This is a genomic window from Sinorhizobium sp. 8-89 (assembly GCF_030124325.1).
Lineage (GTDB): Bacteria > Pseudomonadota > Alphaproteobacteria > Rhizobiales > Rhizobiaceae > Sinorhizobium.
On the sequence record NZ_JASKLR010000006.1, the window covers coordinates 229532 to 252642 of the forward strand.

The 23111-nt window shown below is 62.7% G+C and carries 17 protein-coding genes; 10 read left to right on the forward strand and 7 right to left on the reverse strand.

The window, feature by feature from the left end; all coding sequences use genetic code 11:
* Window positions 1-137 precede the first annotated feature (137 nt).
* The 5 genes from QN219_RS15045 (at window position 138) to pbpC (ending at window position 10666) form a co-directional block, all read left to right on the forward strand.
* Window positions 138-1046, forward strand: coding sequence for an ABC transporter permease (locus QN219_RS15045; RefSeq protein WP_284000515.1), 909 nt, complete (start codon window positions 138-140; stop codon window positions 1044-1046).
* A gap of 1 nt (window position 1047) precedes the next feature.
* Complete coding sequence (locus tag QN219_RS15050; RefSeq protein ID WP_284000516.1) at window positions 1048-1869, forward strand: ABC transporter permease; 822 nt, start codon at window positions 1048-1050, stop codon at window positions 1867-1869.
* 5 nt (window positions 1870-1874) lie between these two features.
* Window positions 1875-2618: an aspartate/glutamate racemase family protein gene (locus QN219_RS15055; protein WP_284000517.1), complete on the forward strand. Its 744-nt coding sequence runs from the start codon at window positions 1875-1877 to the stop codon at window positions 2616-2618.
* Window positions 2619-2766: 148 nt separating this feature from the next.
* A complete protein-coding gene (locus QN219_RS15060; protein ID WP_284000592.1) occupies window positions 2767-8223 on the forward strand; it encodes an alpha-2-macroglobulin family protein in 5457 nt (1818 codons plus the stop codon).
* 7 nt (window positions 8224-8230) lie between these two features.
* A complete protein-coding gene (gene pbpC / locus QN219_RS15065) occupies window positions 8231-10666 on the forward strand; it encodes a penicillin-binding protein 1C (protein ID WP_284000518.1) in 2436 nt (811 codons plus the stop codon).
* 151 nt (window positions 10667-10817) lie between these two features.
* Here the strand turns inward: pbpC and QN219_RS15070 are convergent, their stop codons facing one another.
* Entirely contained in the window at window positions 10818-11123 is a 306-nt protein-coding gene (locus QN219_RS15070) for a DUF982 domain-containing protein (RefSeq protein WP_269285756.1), read from the reverse strand.
* A 299-nt stretch (window positions 11124-11422) separates the two neighbouring features.
* Here QN219_RS15070 and QN219_RS15075 point away from each other — a divergent pair, with 299 nt between their 5' ends.
* Together QN219_RS15075 and QN219_RS15080 are read left to right on the forward strand one after the other, a co-directional pair.
* Window positions 11423-11902: an Hsp20 family protein gene (locus tag QN219_RS15075; protein ID WP_284000519.1), complete on the forward strand. Its 480-nt coding sequence runs from the start codon at window positions 11423-11425 to the stop codon at window positions 11900-11902.
* 95 nt (window positions 11903-11997) lie between these two features.
* Window positions 11998-12510, forward strand: coding sequence for an Hsp20/alpha crystallin family protein (locus QN219_RS15080; RefSeq protein WP_284000520.1), 513 nt, complete (start codon window positions 11998-12000; stop codon window positions 12508-12510).
* A 66-nt stretch (window positions 12511-12576) separates the two neighbouring features.
* Here QN219_RS15080 and QN219_RS15085 read toward each other — a convergent pair whose 3' ends face one another.
* The 4 genes from QN219_RS15085 to gcl all read right to left on the reverse strand — a co-directional run bounded on the left by QN219_RS15085 (window position 12577) and on the right by gcl (window position 17570).
* Entirely contained in the window at window positions 12577-13845 is a 1269-nt protein-coding gene (locus tag QN219_RS15085; protein WP_284000521.1) for a glycerate kinase, read from the reverse strand.
* A 154-nt stretch (window positions 13846-13999) separates the two neighbouring features.
* Window positions 14000-14992, reverse strand: a complete 993-nt coding sequence (locus tag QN219_RS15090) for a 2-hydroxy-3-oxopropionate reductase (protein WP_405052139.1) — start codon at window positions 14990-14992, stop codon at window positions 14000-14002.
* Window positions 14890-15705, reverse strand: coding sequence for a hydroxypyruvate isomerase (hyi, locus tag QN219_RS15095; protein ID WP_284000523.1), 816 nt, complete (start codon window positions 15703-15705; stop codon window positions 14890-14892). Before hyi ends, QN219_RS15090 begins: the two co-directional genes overlap by 103 nt.
* Before the next feature lie 80 nt (window positions 15706-15785).
* Window positions 15786-17570: a glyoxylate carboligase gene (gene gcl, locus QN219_RS15100; protein ID WP_284000524.1), complete on the reverse strand. Its 1785-nt coding sequence runs from the start codon at window positions 17568-17570 to the stop codon at window positions 15786-15788.
* A gap of 172 nt (window positions 17571-17742) precedes the next feature.
* Between gcl and QN219_RS15105 the strand changes: the two genes are divergently transcribed.
* Complete coding sequence (locus QN219_RS15105; RefSeq protein ID WP_284000526.1) at window positions 17743-18564, forward strand: IclR family transcriptional regulator; 822 nt, start codon at window positions 17743-17745, stop codon at window positions 18562-18564.
* Window positions 18565-18614: 50 nt separating this feature from the next.
* On the opposite strand, the gene guaD is transcribed toward QN219_RS15105, so the two are convergent.
* Window positions 18615-19964, reverse strand: a complete 1350-nt coding sequence (gene guaD, locus QN219_RS15110; RefSeq protein WP_284000527.1) for a guanine deaminase — start codon at window positions 19962-19964, stop codon at window positions 18615-18617.
* The gene (locus tag QN219_RS15115) at window positions 19961-21199 is read right to left on the reverse strand and encodes a urate hydroxylase PuuD (protein WP_284000528.1); all 1239 of its coding nucleotides are present in this window, start codon (window positions 21197-21199) and stop codon (window positions 19961-19963) included. Before QN219_RS15115 ends, guaD begins: the two co-directional genes overlap by 4 nt.
* Window positions 21200-21440: 241 nt before the next feature.
* On the opposite strand from QN219_RS15115, the gene QN219_RS15120 reads away from it, so the two are divergent.
* Together QN219_RS15120 and QN219_RS15125 are read left to right on the forward strand one after the other, a co-directional pair.
* Window positions 21441-22355 carry a LysR family transcriptional regulator gene (locus QN219_RS15120; protein WP_284000529.1) on the forward strand — a complete coding sequence of 305 codons (915 nt, stop codon included), beginning with the start codon at window positions 21441-21443 and terminating at the stop codon, window positions 22353-22355.
* A gap of 161 nt (window positions 22356-22516) precedes the next feature.
* Window positions 22517-22846, forward strand: coding sequence for a hypothetical protein (locus tag QN219_RS15125; RefSeq protein ID WP_284000530.1), 330 nt, complete (start codon window positions 22517-22519; stop codon window positions 22844-22846).
* The last annotated feature ends 265 nt before the right edge of the window (window positions 22847-23111 follow it).

Consider the following 23111-nt stretch of genomic DNA (forward strand, 5'->3'; position numbering starts at 1 on the left):
GCGCTTGCCTCTTGTCTCCGCGACAGGCGGAGGGAACGAGGCGGTCGCGGCAAGCCCCTTCTCCGCGCTCGCGCGGAGAAGGTCCCGGCAGGGGAATGAGGGGCAGTTTCGAAGGCAGTAAAAAAGGGACACAGAGGATGACTGCAGTCGCAACCTCAGGAGAGATCAAGGCGGGCGAGGCACCACGCTCCCTCGCCGCACCACAATGGCTAATCGCCTATCTCCAGGCCGCTCCCCTCCTCCTGATCCTCGGCTTCTTCTTCATCCTGCCGATCCTGACCATCTTCGTCGTCAGCTTCTGGGACTACGACTTCGCCGGCCTCTACCCCGACGTCCTGACAATGAACTATACCGACACGCTCGGCTCGTGGGTGACGTGGAAGACCTATCTCAACACGCTGAAATTCACGGCGATGACGTGGGCTCTTACGCTCTTTATCGGCTTCTGCGTTGCCTATTTCCTTGCCTTCCACATTCGCACGACGACGATGCAGATGGTGCTTTTCCTCGTCTGCACCGTGCCGTTCCTCACCTCAAACATCATCCGCATGATCTCCTGGATTCCGGTTCTCGGACGCAACGGCCTCGTCAACTCGACATTGATCGAACTCGGCATCATCCCTGAGCCGATCGAATGGCTGCTCTATTCCGATTTCGCGGTCGTGCTCGCCATGGTGCATCTCAACACGCTGTTCATGGTTACGCCGATCTTCAACACGCTGATGCGCATCGACCGTTCCCTGATCGAGGCCGCGCGCGACTGCGGCGCGACAGGTTGGCAGATCCTCTGGAACGTCATCCTGCCCTTGGCAAAGCCCGGTATGGCAATCGGCTCGATCTTCGTCGTAACGCTGGTGATGGCGGATTTTTCGACCGTGCAGGTGATGTCCGGCGGACAGAGCGCGTCGGTGGCGCTGATGATGAAGAACCAGATGTCGCTGCTGCAGTACCCGGCAGCGGCGGCCAACGCGGTCGTGCTGCTGATCGTCGTGCTCTTGATGGTCGCCGCGATCCTCCGGGTCGTCGATATCAGGAAGGAGCTCTGAGATGAGCCACGAAAGACGGACATGGGAATTCTACGTGCTGGCGGCCTTCTTCGCGCTGTTCGTGCTGTTCCTTTACGGACCGTTGTCAGCGGTCCTGATCCTGTCCTTCCAGGGGCCTGACGGCGGCCTCACCTTTCCGTTGAACGGGGTTTCGACGCACTGGTTCTACAACCTCTTCGAACAGCAGGCTGTCGGCGATTTCGGCGCCTCATTCCGCCGATCCTTCACGCTCGGGCTTATGGTTATGGTCGTCAACGTCGTCGTGGCGCTCCTCGCCGGCCTTGCCTTCCGCCACCGCTTCCGCGGCTCGACGACGCTCTTCTACGTGACGGTCGCAAGCCTCGTCGTGCCCTCGATCATCATTTCGCTCGGCATCGGCGTCGTCTTCCAGCAGTTCGGGCTGAAGCCCGCCTGGTACTCTTCAGGCTTCGGCGCGCATCTCACCTGGACGCTGCCCTTCGGTGTGCTCATCATGTTCGCGGTCTTTAACCGCTTCTCGCCGGCCTATGAGGAGGCTGCCCGCGACCTCGGCGCAACACCGTGGCAGACCTTCCGCCATGTCGTGCTGCCGATGATCGCGCCGAGCCTGATCGGAGTCGGTCTCTTCGGCTTTACCCTCTCCTATGACGAGTTCGCCCGCACGCTGATGACATCCGGCACCTACAATACGCTGCCGCTCGAAATCTATGGCATGACGACCAACGTGACGACGCCGGTGCTCTACGCCCTCGGCACGGTCACGACACTCTTCTCCTTCACCATCATCCTCGTCGCGCTCGCCATCATCCTCGTGCTGCGGCGCCGGCAGGCAAAGATAAGCTGACATCCATGCGCATCCTGATCGCCAATCCGAACACCACCGTCTCAATGACGGAAAAGGCTGCAGATGCAGCGCGCGCCGTCGCCGGGCACGGCACTGAAATCATGGCGGCAACCTCCAGGAACGGCCCTGCCTCGATTGAAGGACACTATGACGGCGCGATCGCTGTGCCCGGCCTGCTGGTGGAGATCCGTGCGGGGCAAGCCGCCGGTGCCGACGCCGCCGTCATCGCCTGCTTCGATGATACCGGCCTTGAGGCCGCGCGCACCCTCGCCGACATTCCTGTGTTGGGGCTTTGCGAGTCCGCCGTGATGACGGCCGCCCTTCTTGCCCAGCGCTTCACCGTCATCACCACGCTGGAGCGTTCGCGCGTTCTCATCGAAAATCTTGTCGGGCGCTACGGTATGGGCAGCCGCGCAAAGGTTCGCGCCGCCGATATTCCGGTGCTCGACCTCGAGGACAAAGCGTCCGGAGCCCTCGTCAAGCTCAGGCGGCAGATCGAACTGGCGCTCACGGAGGACGGAGCCGAAGCGATCGTCCTCGGCTGCGCCGGCATGGCCGATCTGGCGCAGGCGCTGCAGCGCGAATACGGGGTACCGGTTGTCGATGGGGTCTCGGCTGCAGTCAAGCAGGCGGAGGCGCTTGTCTCGCAGGGGCTTACGACGAGCAAGCGCGGCTCCTATTCCGCTCCGCTTGCAAAACCCTATACGGGGTCGATGCAGGCCTTCGCGCCAGGACCCGCTTCGCCCTGAGCGCCCTTTCCCTTCAATCGTTCCGGTTGCAGCGCCGTTCAAGCGGCGTCTGCGGCTCTCTTGGTCGCATCGCGATTGACAAGCCCCCGGGAAGGTTGACAGAGTGACGCTCAATCGAGACGGGCAGCATTGGGAGGACTTGATGTCTATGCGCGCGTTTGTCGGCCTTTTCACGCTTCTTCTCACGCTCGTTTCCCTCGGCTCGCCCGCCTCGGCGGCTGAAACGGACCGCACAGTCGAGATAACGCAAGACGGCGACTATTTCGGCTTTGATCTTCGCACCGAACAGAACGTCTCGCTTCAGCAGTGCCAGAGCGCCTGTACCGCCGACCAGGCCTGCCGCGCCTTCACCTACAATCCAAAGGTGAAGTGGTGTTTCCTGAAATCCGATTTCAATCAGTTGAACACCTTCAAGGGAGCGATAGCCGGCAAGGTCGTCGAGACGGGCAGCGACGAGCCCGATATCGGCGCGCCGCCGCGTCTCTCCTTCCTTTCGGATCAGCTCATTCAGGACGCCCGCGAAGTGAAAGCGAATCTCGCGCTGACAGAGGACCAGCAGGGATTTGGCGTCAACGGCCTGATCGAAGCCGCCCGCGGCGAGTTGACGGCTGGCAACATAGAGAACGCGCTGAAGGGCTTTCGTGGCGCGCTGGCGATAACGCCGGATGACGGCGAATTGTGGCTGGAGACGGCGCGCGCCGCCAACCGCATCACGGGCAATACCGAGATCGCCGGCCAGGCAGCGCTTGCCGCCCTCAACGGCTACCAACTGACCCGCAATGCCCAGAGCCGGGCAGACGCGCTTGCCGTTCTCGCCAAGGCACTCGAAAACACGGAAAACTATCGCACCGCCCTCAACGCCTATAAGGCGAGCCTCGAACTTGTCGAGGCGAAGACGGTCGAAACCGCTTACCTCGATCTCAGGGCGCGACAGGGCTTCCGCGTCACCGGCCATACGATCGATGCCGACAGCGCGAGCCCGCGCGCCTGCGTTCAATTCTCCGAACAGCTCGTCAAGAACGGACCGGATTACGCCTCCTTCGTCACCCTTGACGGCACAGCTCCGAAAGCGGTCGAGGCCAAGGGAAGCGAGATCTGCGTCGAAGGATTATCCCATGGGCAGCGCTATAAGCTGGCGCTGAGGCAGGGCCTGCCCTCCTCCGTCGATGAAGTCATCGAAACGCCCGTAAGCCTCGACATCTATGTGAAGGATCGTTCGCCGATGGTGCGCTTCACCGGCGACAGCTTCGTGCTGCCGTCGACCGCACGGCGCGGCATTCCGATCGTCTCGGTCAATACCGAGAGCGCCAACCTCAAGCTCTATCGCATCGGTGATCGCGGCATCTCTTCGCTGCTCACCAGCTCGCAGTTCCTGACGCAGATCGACGGCTATAGCGAAGAGCGCATCAAGGACGAGAGCGGCGAACTCGTCTGGCAGGGCAGCATCGACATCGATACCGAACTCAACAAGGAAGTGGTGACCAGCTTCCCGGTGGATGAGGCGCTGCCGCAACGCAAGCCAGGGATCTACGTGCTGACGGCAGTCTCCGGAACCGGCCTCAGCCAGGATTGGGACGCGCGCGCCACCCAATGGTTCGTGGTCTCCGACATTGGCATCTCGACCTATGCCGGCACGGACGGGCTCACCGTCTTCGCCCGCTCGCTCGCAAGTGCCAAGCCGCTCGACGGCGTCGAACTGCAACTCGTCGCAAAGAACAACGAAGTTCTCGGCACCGCGATGAGTGATGCGGAGGGGAGAGCGACTTTCGCCGCCGGCCTGATGCGCGGCGCGGCGAGCATGACACCCGCCGTCATCACGGCGAAGAAGGCGGACGCGGATTACGTCTTCCTCGACATGACGCGCGCCGGTTTCGATCTTTCCGATCGCGGCGTCACAGGCCGCGCGGCACCCGGTGCGATCGACCTTTTCGCCTGGACCGAACGCGGTATCTACCGCGTCGGCGAGACGGTGCATGCGGCAGCCCTTGCCCGCGATGTAAACGGCACGGCCATCGAGAACCTGCCGCTGACCTTCGCCTTCCTGCGCCCGGATGGCGTCGAGGACCGGCGCATGGTGAGCAATGGCGGCAAGGTTGGCGGCCACACACTCGACCTGCCGATCCCGGAAAATGCCATGCGCGGCACCTGGACGATGCAGATCTTCGCCGATCCAAAAGGAGCCGCGATCGGCGAGAAGCAATTCCTCGTCGACGACTTCGTACCGGACCGCACCGAGTTCGATCTGACGAGCGAGGCGAACGAAATCACGGTCGGCACGCCTGTGCAGGTCGCGGTCGACGGCCGCTTTCTTTATGGCGCGCCCGCCGCCGGGCTGACGCTCGAGGGTGAAGTCTCGGTCAAGCCGGCGCGCGAGAACGCCGCCTTTAAGGGCTATTTCTTCGGCCTTGCCGACGAGGAGGCGAGCGAAGACACGCGAATGCCGCTCGAGGGGCTGGAGCCGCTGGACGAGAACGGCAAAGCTGTCTTCGACGTCGATCTGACCGAGGTTCCCTCGACGACGCAGTTGCTGAACGCCAATGTCACGGTGCGCATGCGCGAGGCCGGCGGCCGCGCCGTGGAGCGCTCGCTGACGCTGCCGGTCAAGCCGGAGGGGCCGATGGTCGGCATCAAGCCGGAGTTTTCCGGAAATCTTGGCGAAAACTCGGTCGGACGCTTCCACGTGATTGCGCTCGGGGAGGACGGCACGAAGATGCCGATGTCCGGCTTGCTCTGGAAGCTGATCAGCGTCGAACGCAATTACCAATGGTATCGGGACGGGAGCGCCTGGAAATACGAGCCGGTCGTCTCCACGAAACAGGTGGCGAACGGTACCGTCGACGTGACCGCAGAGGGTGGCGAGATCGCCGTGCCGGTCGGCTGGGGCCGCTACCGCCTCGAGATCGAGACGGCTGCGGTCGACGGACCCGCTTCCAGCGTCGAGTTCGATTCCGGCTGGTATGTCGAAGCAACTTCGACTGAAACACCGGACGGGCTGGAGATTGCGCTCGACAAGGAAGAATACGCGATCGGCGAGACCGCGAAACTGAAGGTCTCGCCACGCTTCGCGGGCGAGCTTCTGGTAACCGTCGGAACCGAAGATCTGATCGCGACGAAAACCGCGACCATTGCCGAAACCGGTGGCGAGGTGGAATTGCCGGTCACAGCCGACTGGGGTGCCGGCGCCTATGTCACTGCGACGCTTTATCGTCCCGGTGATGCCCAGGAGAGCCGCATGCCGATGCGGGCGATCGGCATCAAGTGGCTCGCCGTCGATCCGGCGGACCGCAAACTCGCACTCACGCTCGACGCGCCCGAGACGACGCAACCGCGCCGGCCTCTTGATATCAATCTCAAGGCGCGAGGGGCAGGCGCGAACGAGGACGCTTACGTCACAATCGCCGCCGTCGATGTCGGCATTCTGAACCTGACGCGCTACGAGGCACCCGATCCCGATGGGTGGTACTTCGGCCAAAGGCAGCTCGGCGTCGAAATCCGCGACCTCTACGGACGCTTGATCGACGGCTCGCTCGGTGCCACCGGTCGGTTGCGCACCGGCGGCGACGGCGGGCAAATGCCGCTGCAGGGCAGCCCGCCGACCGAAAAGCTGGTCGCCTTCTTCTCGGGGCCGGTGAAGCTCGATGCCGACGGCGAGGCGAAGGTCAGCTTCGATATCCCGCAGTTCAACGGAACGGCACGGGTCATGGCCGTCACCTGGACGAAAGCGGGTGTCGGCCATGCGGTCAAGGACGTCGTGATCCGCGATCCGGTCGTAGTAACCGCAAGCCTGCCGAAGTTCCTTGCCCCGGCAGACCGAGCCGAACTGAGGCTCGACATCGCCAACACGGATGCACCTGCCGGCGAATATCAATTGCAGGTGACGACCAACGGCCCTGTAACAGTGGAGCAGACCGGCGCAGCCGAAACCGTGCATCTTGACGCCGGCGGCAAGACCGCCGTGACTCTGCCGCTGACGGGCCAATATCCCGGAAACGGGCTCGTCACCGTGGCGCTTTCCAACGCCTCCGGCCTGTCGATCGAGCAGGCGCTGAACATTCCGGTCCGCCCAGCCGCGTTGCCGGTCACCCAGCGGCAGGTCGTCAATATCGCCGCCGGCAGCAGCCTTACCGTGGACGACCAGCTGCTCGCCGACAGCCTGTTGCAAGGCGCTTCGGTCAGCCTGAACGTCACACGCTCGGCCGCCTTCGACATCCCAGCACTGCTGATGACGCTCGACCGCTATCCCTATGGCTGCGCCGAACAGACGACGAGCCGCGCGCTGCCGCTGCTCTATCTCAGCGAACTCGCAACACAGTCCGGCCTTCCCGACGACGAAGCGGTGAACAAGCGCGTGCAGGATGCGATCTACAGCGTGCTCGCATACCAGTCCTCCTCCGGCAGCTTCGGTCTCTGGAACCCCGGTTCGGGCGATCTTTGGCTGGATGCCTATGTCAGCGATTTCCTGACACGTGCCCGCGAGCAGAAATATGACGTGCCCGAACAGGCGATGGTGCAGGCACTTGAAAATCTCCAGAACGCGCTAAGCTACGAGACCAACGTCAAGGACCGCGGCAACGAGATCGCCTATGCGCTCTACGTGCTCGCCCGCAATCGCAAGGCGGCGATCAGCGACCTTCGCTACTATGCCGACACGATGCTCGACGATTTCCCGACGCCGCTTGCCAAGGCGCATATCGCCGCGGCATTGGCTCTCTACGGCGACGCCGCGCGCTCGCAAGATATCTTCGCGGCGTCGCTGAACATGTCGACCGGTTCCGGTCTCGTCAAAGTCAGCCTCGCCCGGTCCGACTACGGCTCGTCGCTGCGCGACGGCGCGGCGGTGCTGGCACTAGCCGCGGAAAGCCGGCCCGCGCCCGCGATCATTCCGGAGCTTTCCAAGATCGTCGCCCGGGAGTGGCAGCAGGCGAAATATACGAGCACGCAGGAGCAGACCTGGATGCTGCTTGCCGCGCGCGCGATCCAGGGCGGCGACGCGGATATGAAACTCGACATCAACGGCGCGGCGCGCACCGGCAGTTACGCCGCTCGCATCACCGGGGACGCTCTCATCGAGCACCCGGTCGTCATTCGCAACAACGGCGCCGACGCGGTCTCCGCCGTGGTGACGACCGTCGCCGCCCCGGCTCAGCCATTGTCGGCCGGCGGTGATGGCTTCACGATCGAGCGCACCTACTACACGCTCGACGGCGCCGAGGCCAATGTCAGCGAAGCGCGCCAGAACGAGCGTTATGTCGTCGTGCTCAAGGTGACCGAGACCAACGACTGGCCGTCGCGCGTCCTCATCAACGATCTCTTGCCGGCCGGCTTCGAGATCGACAATCCGAGCCTTGTCGACAGCGCCCAGCTTTCGAACTTCGAATGGATCGGCGAGGTGGAGGCTGCCCATACCGAGTTCCGCAGCGATCGCTTCATTGCGGCGTTCGATCGGTCCACCGGCGACAACCGGGAAATCACGCTTGCCTATGTCGTGCGCGCGGTAACCCCCGGCACCTATGATCATCCGGCGGCAAGCGTGGAGGACATGTACCGGCCGCAATTCTCGGCCCGAACGGCAACCGGGCGCATGGAGGTGCTGGCGGCACAGTAGGCACGCGATGTCCTTCCTGCAAAGGCTCTTGATCGGCTTGGGGATGAACGGCAAGGGCGTTGCCCCGGCGTCACCCCCCTCTGTGCTGCCGGGCATCTCTCCCACACGGGGGGAAATTGCGGAGGCACCGACGTGCGCCACCTCCACATCGCACGCGAAGGTTCATTTAGCGCACGCCGAAGCGAATGTCCTCGATGCGTGGGCACTGACGGACGACACCGTCCCATCCGGCGGTGAGGCTGAGTTTGTCGAGGATGGGAAGCGGAAAGTCCGCGCCCTGCCGATCTCCTCCCTTGTGGGGGAGACGCCCGGCAGGGCAGAGGGGGGTGCGGCCGGCACGGTCAAACCCGATTGTTTTCGCCATCCCCGCCGCCTTGGCGCGATTTTGATCCCGAGCGTCCTGCTCCTGACCGCGCTTGTGGCCCTCGGCCTCCAGTGGGCCGACAAGGCATTTCCCCCGCCGATCGAAGGAGCGATGGATGTCTCGGCCGAGGTTCTCGACAAGGACGGGCAATTGCTGCGCGCCTTCGCCACAAATGATGGTTTATGGCGCCTGAAGACAACCGTGGCAGATGTTGATCCGCGCTTCCTGGAGATGCTGATCGCCTATGAGGACCAGCGCTTTCGGGACCATAACGGCGTCGATCCGCTGGCGCTCGGCCGCGCGGCGCTGCAGTTCGTCACCAACGGCCGCATCGTTTCGGGCGCGTCAACCCTTTCCATGCAGGTTGCAAGGCTGATCGAGCCGCGTCGGGAGCGCACACTGACGGCGAAACTCCTGCAGCTCGCTCGCGCCATCCAGATCGAGCGCCGCCTCAACAAGGATCAGATACTCGACCTCTACCTGACGCGCGCGCCCTATGGCGGCAATCTCGAAGGCGTACGTGCGGCAAGCCTTGCCTGGTTCGGCAAGGAACCGCGCCGCCTCTCCGTTGCCGAGGCCGCGCTGCTCGTGGCGCTGCCGCAACTGCCGGAGAAACGCCGCCCGGACCGCAACCTCTCCGCCGCGGAAGCCGCCCGTAAACGGGTGCTGACCCGCATGGCGGTCGCCAAGGTGATCGGCGAAGGTGAGATAGAACGCGCAGACATGACGGCTGTGCCGAACCGACGCCTTCAGCTTCCGGCTCACGCCGCGCATTTGGCGGAGGCCGCACTCCGTAAGAAGCCGAAGGTCCTCCGCCACCACACGACGCTGCGTCGCGACATTCAGGACGGCCTCGAGGCTGTCGCGCGCGAGGGCGCGGCGAAACTGGGCCCCAAGGTCTCCGTCGCCATGGTGATGGCCGACATCCGGAGCGGCGAGATCGTCGGCGAGGTCGGTTCGGCCGCCTATTTTGATGCGAGCCGCGCCGGCTGGATCGACATGACGCGGGTCACGCGATCGCCGGGGTCGACGCTGAAGCCATTCATCTATGGATTGGCCTTCGAAGAGGGGCTGGTCAGCCAGGAGACGATCATCGAGGACCGGCCGGCGGATTTCTTCGGCTATCGGCCACGCAACTTCGATATGAGCTACCAGGGTGACGTCAGCGTTCGGCAAGCACTGCAACTCTCCCTCAACGTGCCGGCGATCCGCCTGCTCGATGCCGTTGGCCCCACCCGGCTGATGGTGCGCTTTCGCCGGGCCGATGTGCGGCCCGCGCTGCCGCCGAACGAGGCGCCGGGGCTTGCGATCGGCCTCGGCGGTGTCGGCATCACCTTGCGCGACGTCGTTCAGCTCTATGCGGGCCTGGCCAATCGCGGCTGGCCGGTGCGGCTCGGCAACGGTATCGAGGGCCAGGCCGCCCCGATCGATGGGGAGCCGCTGCTCTCGACCCTTGCAGCCTGGCATGTCGCGGATATCCTCTCCGACGTGCTGCCGCCCGCCGGCAGCTTCCAGCGCGGCATCGCCTACAAGACCGGCACCAGCTACGGCTATCGCGATGCCTGGTCCGTCGGCTTCGACGGCCGCTACGTGCTCGGCGTCTGGGTCGGCCGGCCCGACAACGGCGCCGTGCCGGGATTGACCGGCTACGGCGCCGCCGCACCGTTCCTGTTCGAAGCCTTCGCCAAATCGGGGATCGCCATCACGCCGCTGCCGGATGCCCCGGCTGGCGCCGTGCGGCTTGCGCAGGCCGACCTGCCGATCAGCCAAAGGCGCTTTTCGATGACGGCAAGCGGCCTGCTTTCGGCCTCCGCACGCGAGCCCGCGCCGCAGATCGTTTTTCCGCCGGAAGGAGCGCGGGTGGAACTTGGCGCGATGAGCCGCGAGACCATGATGCCATTGACGCTCAAGCTGCAGGGTGGCCGCGCGCCCTTCCGCTGGCTTGCCAACGGCCGGCCATTGCCCGATGTCACCCGACGCCGCACCAGCCAATGGCTTCCGGACGGCGGCGGCTATTCTACCTTGACGGTCATCGATGCCATAGGACGCGCGGCGAGCGTTCGTGTTTTCGTAGAATAATGCCTGCCGGATCAGTGACCGGCATCAACCGCGGCACTTTTCGCAAGGCTTCGCACCCGTCCACCGATCATCCATTCCAAATCGGTGGACGGCGCGTCGGCCCTTGTCATGCAAAGGCGTCATGCAAAGGCCGCCCTCATCATGCACAGGCTCATGCACTCCGGGTCGTTTTGGGTTCAGCCGCTTGCTGACGCGCTGGATGGCCCGTCATCACAATCGGCATTCCCGCTTCAAGGCAGGCAGCCACGAAGGCCTCTCGGGCAACCGCGGCAGGCGTCATCCTATTAAGCGCGCCGCGGCAGGTGCGCACCGCACGCTCGTAACGCTGCCCCTTGCGTAGCGGCCACTCGTTTTCGAGGAAGTCCAGAGCTTCATATACGGAGTTGAAGGTATGCGTGATGCCACTTGAAAGACGTACTGTGAGGGGGATTGTCCAGGGAATCTCATTGAGAAGCATTTTTTCCTCCTTTCACACGCCACCAATGGATCGCTTACAAAGATCCCACACAGATATTGGCGCCGATTTCAGAAAATCAAGTCGAATCGACATTGAAATTTCACAAGGTTTTACAACGGCTTGCCGCTAACTTTCTATTCGGCAGCCGATAACGCGGCCGCAGCTCGCGCAGCCCCTTGAAACCGCTGCAGAAGTACCTAAATCGCAGGTGCGAGCCGCCTTTTCCGGGGCTCGCAGTCGAGGAGCACCGCTCTCTTCGGCGCTCCTCATCGTCCATGTTGCTCAAGGAGGATATGGCTATGAGAACAACACTCGACTTTTCTCCCCTCTCCCGGTCCAGCGTGGGGTTTGACCACGTTTTTGACCTGCTCGACGCGGCAAGCCGCTTGGCGCCCGCCGACAATTGGCCGCCCTACGACATCATGCGCGTCAGCGAGAACCACTATCGCGTCATGATGTCTGTCGCCGGTTTTACGCCCGACGAAATCTCCATCATGCATGAGCCGCAGTTGCTTGTCGTTCGCGGCGAAAAGGCCGGAGAGGACAAGGCAGAATACCTCTATCGCGGCATAGCCGGCCGCAACTTCGATCGCCGATTCCAATTGGCTGACTATGTGACGGTCACGGGTGCCAATCTCGCCAATGGCCTGTTGGCAATCGATCTCGTCCGTGAGCTGCCCGAGCAGATGAAGCCGCGCCGGATTGAGATTCAGCAGGCCAAGGCCCTGCCCCCGATCGAGGACCAGCATCGGGCCGAAGGTGGCAAGCACGCCGCATAGGCGCGCCGAACGACCGCCCGATGAGGAAGATCGCCGAAACGCCGGCCGACGCCGGTGTTTCGGCTGACGGCGACAAACGAAAAAGGAGCTGACAAATGAACGTACGTGATCTCATTCCATGGGGCCGCGCCCAGGAGCACGTCCCTACGTCCTATCGCGATCGCGACCGCGATCCGTTCCTGATGCTTCACCGGGAAATGAATCGACTGTTCGATGATGTCTTCCGCAATTTCGATCAACGCATGCCGCTTGCGTTTTCGAACCACCCGGCCTTCGGCGCGGGTTGGCCCAATGTCGAAGTCACCGACCGCGACAAGGAGATCAGGGTAACGGCGGAGTTGCCCGGGCTCGAAGAGAAGGATGTCGATCTGTCCCTCGCCGAGGGCGTCCTGACGCTGCGAGGCGAAAAACGCGCCGAGAGCGAAGACAAGGAAAATCAGTTCTCCGAGCGCTACTACGGCCGCTTCGAGCGTCGCATTCCGCTGGGATACGACATCGACGAGAACCAGGTCAAAGCGACCTTCAAGAACGGCGTGCTGAGCGTCACGCTTCCGAAAACGGAGCAGAGCCAGAACAAGTCCAGGCGCATCGCGATCAGCGCCGAATAAACCCGGCAACGACGTGCTGGCCTCTGCGCGTCCGATCGGACGCGCAGGCGGTTCGCGCCCCGTCCGTCACTGCACGAGGATAGCCCGAAAGTCGTTGACGTTGGTGCCTGTCGGTCCCGGTTTGAAGATATCGCCGAGCGCATCGAACGCCGCCCAGCTGTCGTTGCGCTGAAGCAGCGCCGCCGGGTCCAGTCGTTGTCCACGAAGCCGGGCGATCGTCGTACCGTCGGCAAAGGCGCCGGCATTGTCTTCCGAGCCGTCGATCCCGTCGGTATCGGCGGCAAGTGCCGAAACGCCTGGAATCCCGTCAATGGCGAGTGCCAGCGACAGGAGAAATTCGCTGTTGCGGCCGCCCTTTCCTTTCCCCTTGATCGTTACGGTCGTTTCACCGCCGGAAAGGACCACGACAGGTTTGGAGAACGGCCGGCTGCGCTGAGCCACCTCACGCGCGATCGCCGCATGGACGCGTGCGACTTCACGCGCCTCGCCTTCGATAGCGTCGGACAGAATGATTGCCTCGATCCCGGCTTCGCGGGCGGCGGCGGCGGCGGCCTCGAGCGAGACTGCGGCCGAGGCGATCAGGCGCACTTCGTTTCGGGCAAACTTCGGATCGGACGGTTTGGGCGCGTCCGCGGCATCCGTCGCCAGCCACTGCATAACCTTCTCCGGCAATGACAGCCCGTAGTGCTCGATGACCTTCAAGGCGTCACCGCGCGTGCTCTCGTCGGCGATCGTCGGACCGGAGGCGACGAGCGCCGGGTCGTCGCCCGGAATATCGGAGACCACAAGCGAAACGACTTTCGCGGGATAGGCCGCCGCCGCGAGCCTGCCGCCCTTGATCGTCGACACATGCTTGCGCACAAAGTTCATCGCACTGATCGGCGCGCCGGACGCGAGCAAGGCGCGGTTGACGACGATTTCCTCCTCCAGCGAGAGGCCGGACGGTGGCGAAGGCAAAAGCGCGGAGCCGCCGCCGCAGACAAGCGCCACCACCAGGTCGTCCTTTGTCAGACCTCCGATCTCGGCGAGAAGGCGTTTCGAGGCGTAGAGCCCGCTTTCGTCCGGCACGGGATGGGCAGCCTCCAGCACCTCGATGCGCTCGCAATGAACGCCGAAGCCATAACGGGTGACGACGGCACCGCTCAGCGGACCATCCCAAAGCTTTTCGAAGGCCCGCGCCATTTGCGCAGCGCCCTTCCCTGCCCCGACGACAACGGTTCGTCCCTTCGGCTTTTCCGGCAGATTCGAGGCGATGACGAGGGCGGGATCGGCGGCGGCAACGGCCGAGGTGAACAGCATTTCGAGAAAGGTTCGCGGATCGGCGATCGGTGCCACGTTATGTCTCCCTGGAAGTGAGGGGCGGCGGCTCCTCACCGCCGCCCTGCGGATGAGCATTTCACCGTCTTTCCCGAACAGTGAAATTGCTCTAACTCTTTGAACCTACGCAATTCCGGACGGAAAACCGTTACACACTTTTCCTGGAATTGCTTTAGGCAACCTGGTGGTTGGCCATCCGCTCGAGCGCCCGGACGAGACCGGAATGGTCGAGCCCGCTGTCGCCGTTGGCGGCGCAATTGTTGAAGAGCTCCTGCGTGGCCGCGGTGTTTGGCAGCGAGATGCCGAGGCTCTTTGCGCCCTGCAGCGCCAGATTGAGATCTTTCTGATGCAGCGAAATGCGGAAGCCCGGATCGAAGGTGCGCTTGATCATCCGATCGCCATGAACTTCGAGAATGCGGGAGGAGGCAAAGCCGCCCATCAGCGCCTCGCGGACGCGCGCCGGATCGGCACCGGCCTTGGACGCGAAGACCAACGCTTCGGAGACCGCCTCGATCGTTAGCGCGACGATGATCTGGTTGGCAACCTTCGTGACCTGACCGTCGCCGCAATCGCCGACAAGCGTGATGTTCTTGCCCATCAGCTTGAAGAGCGGCAGGGCGCGGTCGAAGGATTCCTGCGAGCCGCCGGCCATGATGCTGAGCGACGCGTTCTTCGCCCCGACCTCGCCGCCGGAGACCGGCGCGTCAATATATTCGGCGCCCGTTTCGCGGACCCTCCTTGCGAATTCCTTCGTTTCGATCGGCGAGATCGAGCTCATGTCGATGACGAGCTTGCCTTTGCCAAGACCGTAGAAGACGCCGTTCTCACCGAAGAGAACGTCCTTCACTTCCGGCGTGTCCGGCAGCATCAGGATGATCGTGTCGACCGTCTCTGCGAGCGCCTTCGGCGTCTCGACGAATTGCAAGCCGTTGTCGACGAGTTCCTGGCGCGGCGGGATGACGAATTTCGACGTGACGATCGTATACCCGGCATCCTGCAGATGGCGCGCCATCGGCGTGCCCATGATACCCAGTCCAATGAAACCGATAGATGCCATCGTGCTTAGCTCCTGATTTTGATGATGTCTGCGGACTGCTTGCGCTTGCGCTCGGCGCCGAGCCAGCCCAGCCCCTCGGCCGTCGTCGTCAACGGCTTGTATTCGCAACCGATCCAGCCGTCGTAACCGGCCGTTTCCAGCGCATCGAAGACGAACGGATAGTTGATCTCGCCGGTGCCCGGTTCGTTGCGACCCGGATTGTCGGCAAGCTGGACGTGGGCGATCCGGTCGGCGAAGCGCCTGTAGGTGCCGATCAGCTCGCCTTGCGTGCGCTGCTGGTGGTAAAGGTCGTACTGGATGAAGAGATTGTCGCTGCCGACCTCGTCGATGATCGAGGCCGCCTGCTCGACCGTGTCGAGATAGAAGCCCGGAATGTCGAAGCGGTTGATTGGCTCGATCAAGAGGCGGATGCCGTGCTTGCCGAGCTCGGTTGCCGCCAGTCTCAGGTTCGCGACCAGCGTCGTGCGCAGGATCGTGTCGGCAACGCCGTCCGGCGCGATCCCCACGAGGCAATTGACCTGCTTGCAATCGAGCGCAGTCGCGTAATCGATAGCATTAGCAACACCCTTGCGGAATTCGTCGACGCGATCCGGGAAGATGGCGATGCCGCGCTCGCCGCGAGCCCAGTCGCCGGCAGGCAGGTTGTGCAGAACCTGGGTCAGGCTATTGCGATCGAGGGCGGCGCGCAGCGCCATCTTCTCGAATTCATAGGGGAAGAGATATTCAACCCCTTCGAAGCCCGCCTTGGCGGCAAGCGAAAAGCGGTCGAGGAAAGGCGCCTCGTTGAACAGCATGGTCAGGTTCGCAGCGAATCTCGGCATGCGATTACTCCTCCTGGAAGTTGGAGCGGGACGAGGGCGGAAAACCGCACACACTTTTCCTCGTCCCGCTCTGAAGATTTTCAGTCGAGAAGGGCGGCGATGGCCGTCGGCACGTCCTCACCGCGCGCGGCGAGTTCCTCGAACTCGACAACAGCGTTGATGTCCATGCCCATGGCGATATTCGTCACGCGCTCGAGGATGAATTCGATGACGACGGGGACCCGGTGCTCGTCCATCAGCGCGCGCGCCCGATCGAAGGCTTCGGCAAATTCATTGGGGCTGCGGACCCGGATCGCCTTGCAGCCGAGGCCTTCGGCGACCGCGACATGGTCGACGCCGTAGCCTTTCTCTGCATCGCCGTCGGCATTGATGTTGTCGAAGGCAAGGCTCACCTCGAAATCCATGTTGAAGCCGCGCTGCGCCTGGCGGATGAGGCCGAGATAGGAATTGTTCACGACCACATGCAGATAGGGCAGCTTGTGTTGCGCCCCGACGGCCAACTCCTCGATCAGGAACTGGAAGTCGTAGTCACCGGAGAGAGCGACGATCGGCCGGTCCGGATCTGCCGCCCTGACGCCGAGTGCTGCCGGCAGCGTCCAGCCGAGCGGACCCGCCTGGCCGCAATTGATCCAGTTGCGCGGCTTGTAGACGTGCAGGAACTGCGCGCCGGCGATCTGGCTCAAGCCGATGGTCGAGACGTAGCAAGTGTCGCGGCCGAAGGCCCGGTTCATTTCCTCGTAGACCCGCTGGGGTTTCAGCGGCGTCTGATCGAAATGGGTCTTTCGCAGCATCGTGCGCTTGCGCTCACGGCACTCTTCCGCCCAACCCGACCAGTCGCGCAGCTTGCCGGCCGTCTTCCATTCGGTGGCAACGTCGAGGAAGAGCTTGAGCGCGGCCCCCGCGTCCGAGACGATGCCGAAATCCGGGGCGAAGACACGGCCGATCTGCGTCGGCTCGATATCGACGTGGATGAACTTGCGGCCTTCCGTGTAGGTCGGAATGTTGCCGGTATGGCGGTTGGCCCAGCGATTGCCGACGCCGAGCACGAAATCGGAGGCGAGCAGCGTCGCGTTGCCATAGCGGTGCGATGTCTGCAGTCCGCACATGCCGGCCATCAGCGGGTGATCGTCCGGGATCGTGCCCCAGCCCATCAGTGTCGGAATGACTGGAATGCCGGTGATTTCGGCAAATTCGACCAGAAGATCCGAGGCGTCGGCATTGATGATGCCGCCACCCGCGACGATCAGCGGCCGCTCCGCTTCGTTCAGCATCGCGATCGCCTTCTCGGCCTGCGCGCGGGTGGCGGCTGGCTTGTAGGGCTCAAGCGGCGCGTAGGTTTCCGGGTCGAACTCGATTTCGGCGAGTTGAACGTCGACCGGCAGGTCGATGAGGACCGGACCGGGTCTGCCTGAGCGCATCAGATGGAAAGCCTTCTGGAAGACGAAGGGGACCAAGGCCGGTTCCATGACCGTGACCGCCCATTTCGTGACGGGTCCGGCGATCGAAGCGATGTCGACGGCCTGGAAATCCTCCTTGTCGAGGCGGGCGCGCGGTGCCTGGCCGGTAATGCAGAGGATCGGGATCGAGTCCGCGGAAGCCGAATAGAGGCCGGTGATCATGTCGGTGCCGGCCGGCCCCGAGGTGCCGATGCAGACACCGATGTTGCCGTGTTTGGTGCGCGTATAGCCTTCCGCCATATGTGAAGCGCCTTCCACGTGACGGGCGAGAATGTGACGGATCGACCCGCGCGCCTTGAGCGCCGAATAGAACGGGTTGATGGCGGCACCCGGGACACCGAAGGCGCAATCGATCCCTTCTTTCTCCAGAACATAAACCGCCGCGTCGACAGCACGCATCTTGGCCATGGGAACTCCTCCTGTTTGAGATAGGACGATAATCCATTTGCTGATTTCATCAACATGTTAATGGAAATGACTTCCATCATACGGAAATAAACATTTTCAACAAAAAGGAGAAAATCGAAAGCAATCGCGGTAGAGGAAGATGGACCGAAGCAACTGATTTGGAGAATGGTTCATGGAGGTGACGGGCAAGGGAAAGCGCGGTCGCAAGGCCGGAGAGAACGCCGCGCCGTCCTCCGTGCAAGTGCTGGATCGCAGCCTGGCGCTCTTGGCGATCGTCGCCGAAAACGACGACTCGACGCTGACCTCCCTATCGGAACGCACCGGCATGGCGCCCTCGACCGTGCACCGACTGCTGACCTCGCTTGCCTCTCACGGCATGGTCATGAGCGACAGCGACACCGGTGTGTGGACCGTCGGCCTCAAGGCCTTCGAGATCGGCAATGCCTTTCTGCGCTTCCGCAAGCTCGGGACGATCAGCCGGCCCTTCCTGAAGCAATTGATGGAGGCAAGCGGAGAAACAGCCAATATCGGCATCGAGGAAGGCGGCGATGTCGTTTTCATCTCTCAGGTCGAGAGCCATGCGCCTATGCGGGCCTTCTTCCGGCCGGGGCGGCGCGGTCCGGTCCACGCGTCTGGCATCGGCAAGGCGATCCTGTCGACCTGGTCCGACAAGGAAATCGCCCAGATGCTCTCGGGGCGAACCCTCGCGCATTTTACCGAAAAGACGCGCGATACGCTGCCGGTGCTCTTGCGGGATATTCAGGATATCCGATTGCGGGGCTGGTCAATCGACGACGAGGAACACACGCTCGGCATGCGCTGCGTCGCCGCGCCGATCTTCAACGAATACGGCGAAACGATCGCCGGCATATCGATCTCCGGGCCCTCGGTCCGGGTAACCGACGAAAAGCTCGCGACCCTCGGGCCGATGGTCAGGGAAACCGCTGACGCGTTGACGCGTGCGATGGGTGGGAGGCGGCCGGAAGAACTGTAGCGGCCGGAACATGGGGTCCCGGCCGGCGCGGTCGTTTTGAACGTTCGAGATCAGACCGTTTCAACCGTCCTTGCCGAGGGCGCGGCCACGGGCGTGTTTCGCACACCGTGCTTCATCGGCTTGCCGGCGACATAGACTTCGGCCACTGAGCGATCGTCGCCCATTGTCTGCAGGATGAAAAGCTCCTCGAGCAATGACGATGCCACCTGCATACGCAGTTCCATCGCCGGCTTCGCGCGGCTGTCGAGAACCACGATGTCTGCGTCGGCGCCTACATGCAGCGATCCGATGGAATGCTCGAGTTCGAGCGCGCGGGCGTTACCCAGCGTCATCATGTAGAACGAGTTGAGAGGCGAAAGCCGCTGGCCCTGGAGGTGCAGAACCTTGTAGGCCTCGTCCATGGTCTCCAGCATCGAGAAGCTCGTTCCGGCGCCGACATCGGTCGCGACCGAATGGCGGGCACCGAGCCGGTCAAAGCGATCGCGGTCGAACAAGCCGCTGCCGAGGAAGAGATTGGACGTCGGGCAGAACACGCCGACCGCTCCCGTCTCTGCCAGCACCGATATTTCGCGGTCGCTCAAATAGATGCAATGGCCGAGCAGCGTCTTGCGACCGAGAAGATCATAGCGTGCGTAGATGTCCGTGTAGTCCTTTGCCTCCGGATAAAGCGACGCCGCGAAGGCGATCTCGTCCTTGTTTTCGGAAAGATGCGTCTGGACGTAACAGCCCGGGTGTTCAGCCACGAGTGCCCGGCTCATCTCCATCTGTTCAGGCGTCGAGGTGATGGCGAAACGCGGGCTGATCGCGTAATGGGCCCGGCCACGGCCATGCCATTTGGCGATCAGGCGCTTGGTCTCGTCATATCCCTTCTCGGGCGTGTCGCTGAGTGCCTCCGGTGCATTGCGGTCCATCATCACCTTGCCGCCGACCATCAGCATGTTGCGCGCCTCGGCCGCGGCAAAGAAGGCGTCGACGCTTTCCGGATGCACCGAGCAATAGGCGACCGCCGTCGTGGTGCCGTTGGCGAGCAATTCGTCCATGAAACGGCCGGCGATGAAGGCGGCGTGCTCAGGCGCTTTGAACTTCTGCTCTTCGACGAAGATATAGGTGTTCAGCCACTCCAGAAGCTGCGCGCCGTAGGAGGCGATCGCCTGCGTTTGCGGAAAGTGCAGATGCGTGTCGATAAGTCCCGGCAGGACGAGATGGGGACGATGATCTGCAATCCTTACGCCCTCGCCGGCCAGTTTCGCCATATCGCCATAGGCACCGACGCCTGCGACCTTGCCGTTCCGGACCAGCACGGCGCCGTCCTCGAAAAAACGATAGGAGGCGTTGTCGTCGATGCCCTCGGGCTCCTTGACGAAGGTCAGGACCCGACCGCGGATCAGCAGCTCATTCATTGAATCTTTCCTTCCTTTACTGCCGTCTCGTACCAGGAGACCAGCAGGCGGCGTTCCTCATCGGTAACACCGGTGACATTGGCGGGCGGCATGGCGTGCGAACGCCCGGCTTGTAGATAGATCTCGCGGGCATGCGCGACGATGTCACCGTCGTTCTCGAGGACGACGCCCTTCGGCGGCACGATCAGCCCCTCCCAGGCGGGCTCCTTGGCATGGCACATGGAACAGCGGCCGAGCACGGTGTCGCGCACCTTTTCGAAGTCAGCCGACGCGACCACGGTCTGTTCGGCTGTCGAGGCCCTGGCCTCGCCACCCTCCGAAAGAACTTTGGGCACCGTCGAAAGCCACATGATGACGATGAAGAGCAGCGCGGTGACGAGCCACGTCCAGCTCGGGCTGCCCTTGCGGGCGTGCCGGGTGTTGAACCAGTGGCGGATCGTGACCCCCATGAGGAAGACGAGCGAGGCGATTATCCAGTTGTACTGAGTGCCGAAGGCCAGCGGATAGTGGTTCGACAGCATCAGGAACAGGACGGGCAGCGTGAGATAGTTGTTGTGGGTCGAGCGCTGCTTTGCCTGCTTGCCCAGCTTCGGGTCGGGCGTGTGGCCCGCGATCAGGTCGGCAACGACCTTCTTCTGGTTCGGGATGATGATGAAGAACACGTTTGCCGACATGATCGTCGCCGTGAAGGCGCCGAGATGCAGGTAGGCGGCGCGGCCGGTGAAGAGTTGGGTGTAGCCCCAGGCAACGGCAACGAGCACGAAATAGAGCAGTACCATCAGCCGGGTGTTGTCGTTGCCGAGCGGCGACCGGCAGACCGTGTCATAGGCGAGCCAGCCGAAGGCAAGCGAGGCGAGCGAAATGGCAATCGCTGTCGGCTTCGAAACGTCGAGCACGTTCGGATCGATCAGGTAGAGGTCGGCACCGGCATAATAGACGAGCGCCAGCATGCCGAAGCCGGAAAGCCAGGTGACGTAGGATTCCCATTTGAACCAGATCAGATGCTCGGGCATGTTTTCCGGCGCAACCAGATATTTCTGGATGTGATAGAAGCCGCCGCCGTGAACCTGCCATTCCTCGCCATAGGCGCCGACCGGCAGACCCTGCCGCTGCCTCAGGCCCAGATCGAGCGCAACGAAATAAAAGGACGAACCGATCCAGGCGATGCCGGTGATGACATGCAGCCATCTCACCGCAAATGTCAGCCAGTCCCAGGCAATGGCAAATTCATACATGCAGCTCTCCCATTCTTCTGGGCGGCATTATGTGTCATTGCTTGGGTTGGGGAGAACGCCGCGCGATCACCAACTCTTTCAAAAAAAACTATAAAATCGAAGGAGCGCGGGTGCGCTACTGCACGGTTTGGTAAATCGGGAGTCGCTTTGAAGAGAAAATTGTGCAGAAATTCAAGGCGTTAAAACGACCCTTTGCGCGCTGAACCGCGCCGGTCGCATTGGAGGAGCATAGGCGGGAGGCATGTCTTATCTCGATAATGTGCGCGTTTTCGTGCGCGTCGTGGAACTCGGAACGCTCTCGGCGGCAGGGCGCGACCAGCGCGTGACGCCCGCGGTCGCCAGCAACCGGATCAAGGAGTTGGAGCGGCACATGGGCGTTCGCCTCTTCAATCGCACCACCCGCAAGCTGACGCCGACCGAACACGGCCGTGTGTTCTACGACGGCGCGGTCAAGATTCTCGAAGCCGTGAACGAGGCCGAAAGCGCGATCGCCGATCTTTCGCGCAATCCCAAAGGTGCGCTTCGGATTACGGCGCCGCTCGGCATCGGCCGCCGGCTGATTGCCTCCGGCATTCCCGAGTTCCACGACAAGTATCCGGATATCGAGGTGCGCCTTCGCCTCTCGGACCACAACGTCGACATCCTAAGCGAAGGGGTCGACGTGGCGTTCAAGCTCGGCATCCTCGAGGATTCGAACCTGCGCATGCGCGGCATCATGAATTGCGACCGGGTGATCTGCGGTGCGCCTGCCTATTTTCAGCAGCGCGGCATACCTGCAACGCCCGATGACCTCATCACCGAGCATCACGATTGTCTGCTGCTGCGCTATCCCGGCTCCAAGGAATATTATTGGACGTTGCAGACGGCCGACGGTGTGCGCAAGCTCGAAGTAACGGGCCCCTATGATTCCGATGACGGCGACGTGCTGACCCAATGGGCGCTCGATGGCCACGGCATCATCAACAAACCGCTGTTCGAGGTGAAGCAGTTCATCAACGAGGGCTCTCTCATCCCCGTCCTGCAGGATACGCCGCCCCTGGGGGCGCAGCTTGCCGCGATCTATCCGCACAAACGCTTCCAGGACCCGAAGGTCCGGCTAATGATCGACTTCATGGCCGAGCGCTGTCAGAGACTGATCGGCAAGATGCTCGCCTGAGGAACCGCCCCCCGTCTTATCCGCTGTGGCCACGATCAAAGTGCGCGTCAGGAGGGCCGGAGCGGGCAGAAGTCGCCTCGTACTCGTCCCGCTTTCTGTTCGCTTCGAAAACGCAAAGGAGGGCGGCTCTCCCGCAAGACGGCCGCCCTCACATATTTTACATGTTAACGATTAGCATCGGTCTTGCCGGACTTGCCGGGAACGCCGTCACCGCCGCCGTTACCGTATCCGTTGTTGCCGTGCGGGCCATGGCCGTGGCCGCCGCCGCCACCATCGCCATCGCCATCGCCATCGCCATCACCGTCCCCATCACCGTCGCCATCGCCATCGCCATCGCCATCACCATCACCGTCGCCGTCGCCATCACCGTCGCCGTCGCCGTCGCCATCACCGCCGCCGTCGCCATCACCGCCGCCGTCGCCATCACCGTAGCCACCACCGTCATCCGCGTAATCGGCGATCGCGATCCCCGTAGCAAATGGGATCGATAATGTAGCCACCAATGCCAAAGCCGTCGAAAGAGTAAGAATGCGTCTCAGCCTGTTCATTGCACCCTCCTTGTTTTCACGATCTTCTCCAACCGTCAGATTAGCGGGCTTCCATCCACCGCAGGCGCGACAGAATAAAAGCAAGCGTTTGCCCAGAAAGTGCCTGCCTTGCGAGCCGATCGAGCTTGACTTGCACCTAGTCTCAAAGCTTCTGTTATGTCTTTGACGTGCCTCACCCTAGATACAAGAACACTGGCAAAGCTATCAC

Coding starts and splice junctions, on each gene's coding strand:
- QN219_RS15045 (WP_284000515.1), top strand. CDS start 138: ATGACTGCAGTCGCAACCTCAGGAGAGATCAAGGCGGGCGAGGCACCA.
- QN219_RS15050 (WP_284000516.1), top strand. CDS start 1,048: ATGAGCCACGAAAGACGGACATGGGAATTCTACGTGCTGGCGGCCTTC.
- QN219_RS15055 (WP_284000517.1), top strand. CDS start 1,875: ATGCGCATCCTGATCGCCAATCCGAACACCACCGTCTCAATGACGGAA.
- QN219_RS15060 (WP_284000592.1), top strand. CDS start 2,767: ATGCGCGCGTTTGTCGGCCTTTTCACGCTTCTTCTCACGCTCGTTTCC.
- pbpC (WP_284000518.1), top strand. CDS start 8,231: ATGTCCTTCCTGCAAAGGCTCTTGATCGGCTTGGGGATGAACGGCAAG.
- QN219_RS15070 (WP_269285756.1), bottom strand. CDS start 11,123: ATGCTTCTCAATGAGATTCCCTGGACAATCCCCCTCACAGTACGTCTT.
- QN219_RS15075 (WP_284000519.1), top strand. CDS start 11,423: ATGAGAACAACACTCGACTTTTCTCCCCTCTCCCGGTCCAGCGTGGGG.
- QN219_RS15080 (WP_284000520.1), top strand. CDS start 11,998: ATGAACGTACGTGATCTCATTCCATGGGGCCGCGCCCAGGAGCACGTC.
- hyi (WP_284000523.1), bottom strand. CDS start 15,705: ATGCCGAGATTCGCTGCGAACCTGACCATGCTGTTCAACGAGGCGCCT.
- gcl (WP_284000524.1), bottom strand. CDS start 17,570: ATGGCCAAGATGCGTGCTGTCGACGCGGCGGTTTATGTTCTGGAGAAA.
- QN219_RS15105 (WP_284000526.1), top strand. CDS start 17,743: ATGGAGGTGACGGGCAAGGGAAAGCGCGGTCGCAAGGCCGGAGAGAAC.
- guaD (WP_284000527.1), bottom strand. CDS start 19,964: ATGAATGAGCTGCTGATCCGCGGTCGGGTCCTGACCTTCGTCAAGGAG.
- QN219_RS15115 (WP_284000528.1), bottom strand. CDS start 21,199: ATGTATGAATTTGCCATTGCCTGGGACTGGCTGACATTTGCGGTGAGA.
- QN219_RS15120 (WP_284000529.1), top strand. CDS start 21,441: ATGTCTTATCTCGATAATGTGCGCGTTTTCGTGCGCGTCGTGGAACTC.
- QN219_RS15125 (WP_284000530.1), top strand. CDS start 22,517: ATGTTAACGATTAGCATCGGTCTTGCCGGACTTGCCGGGAACGCCGTC.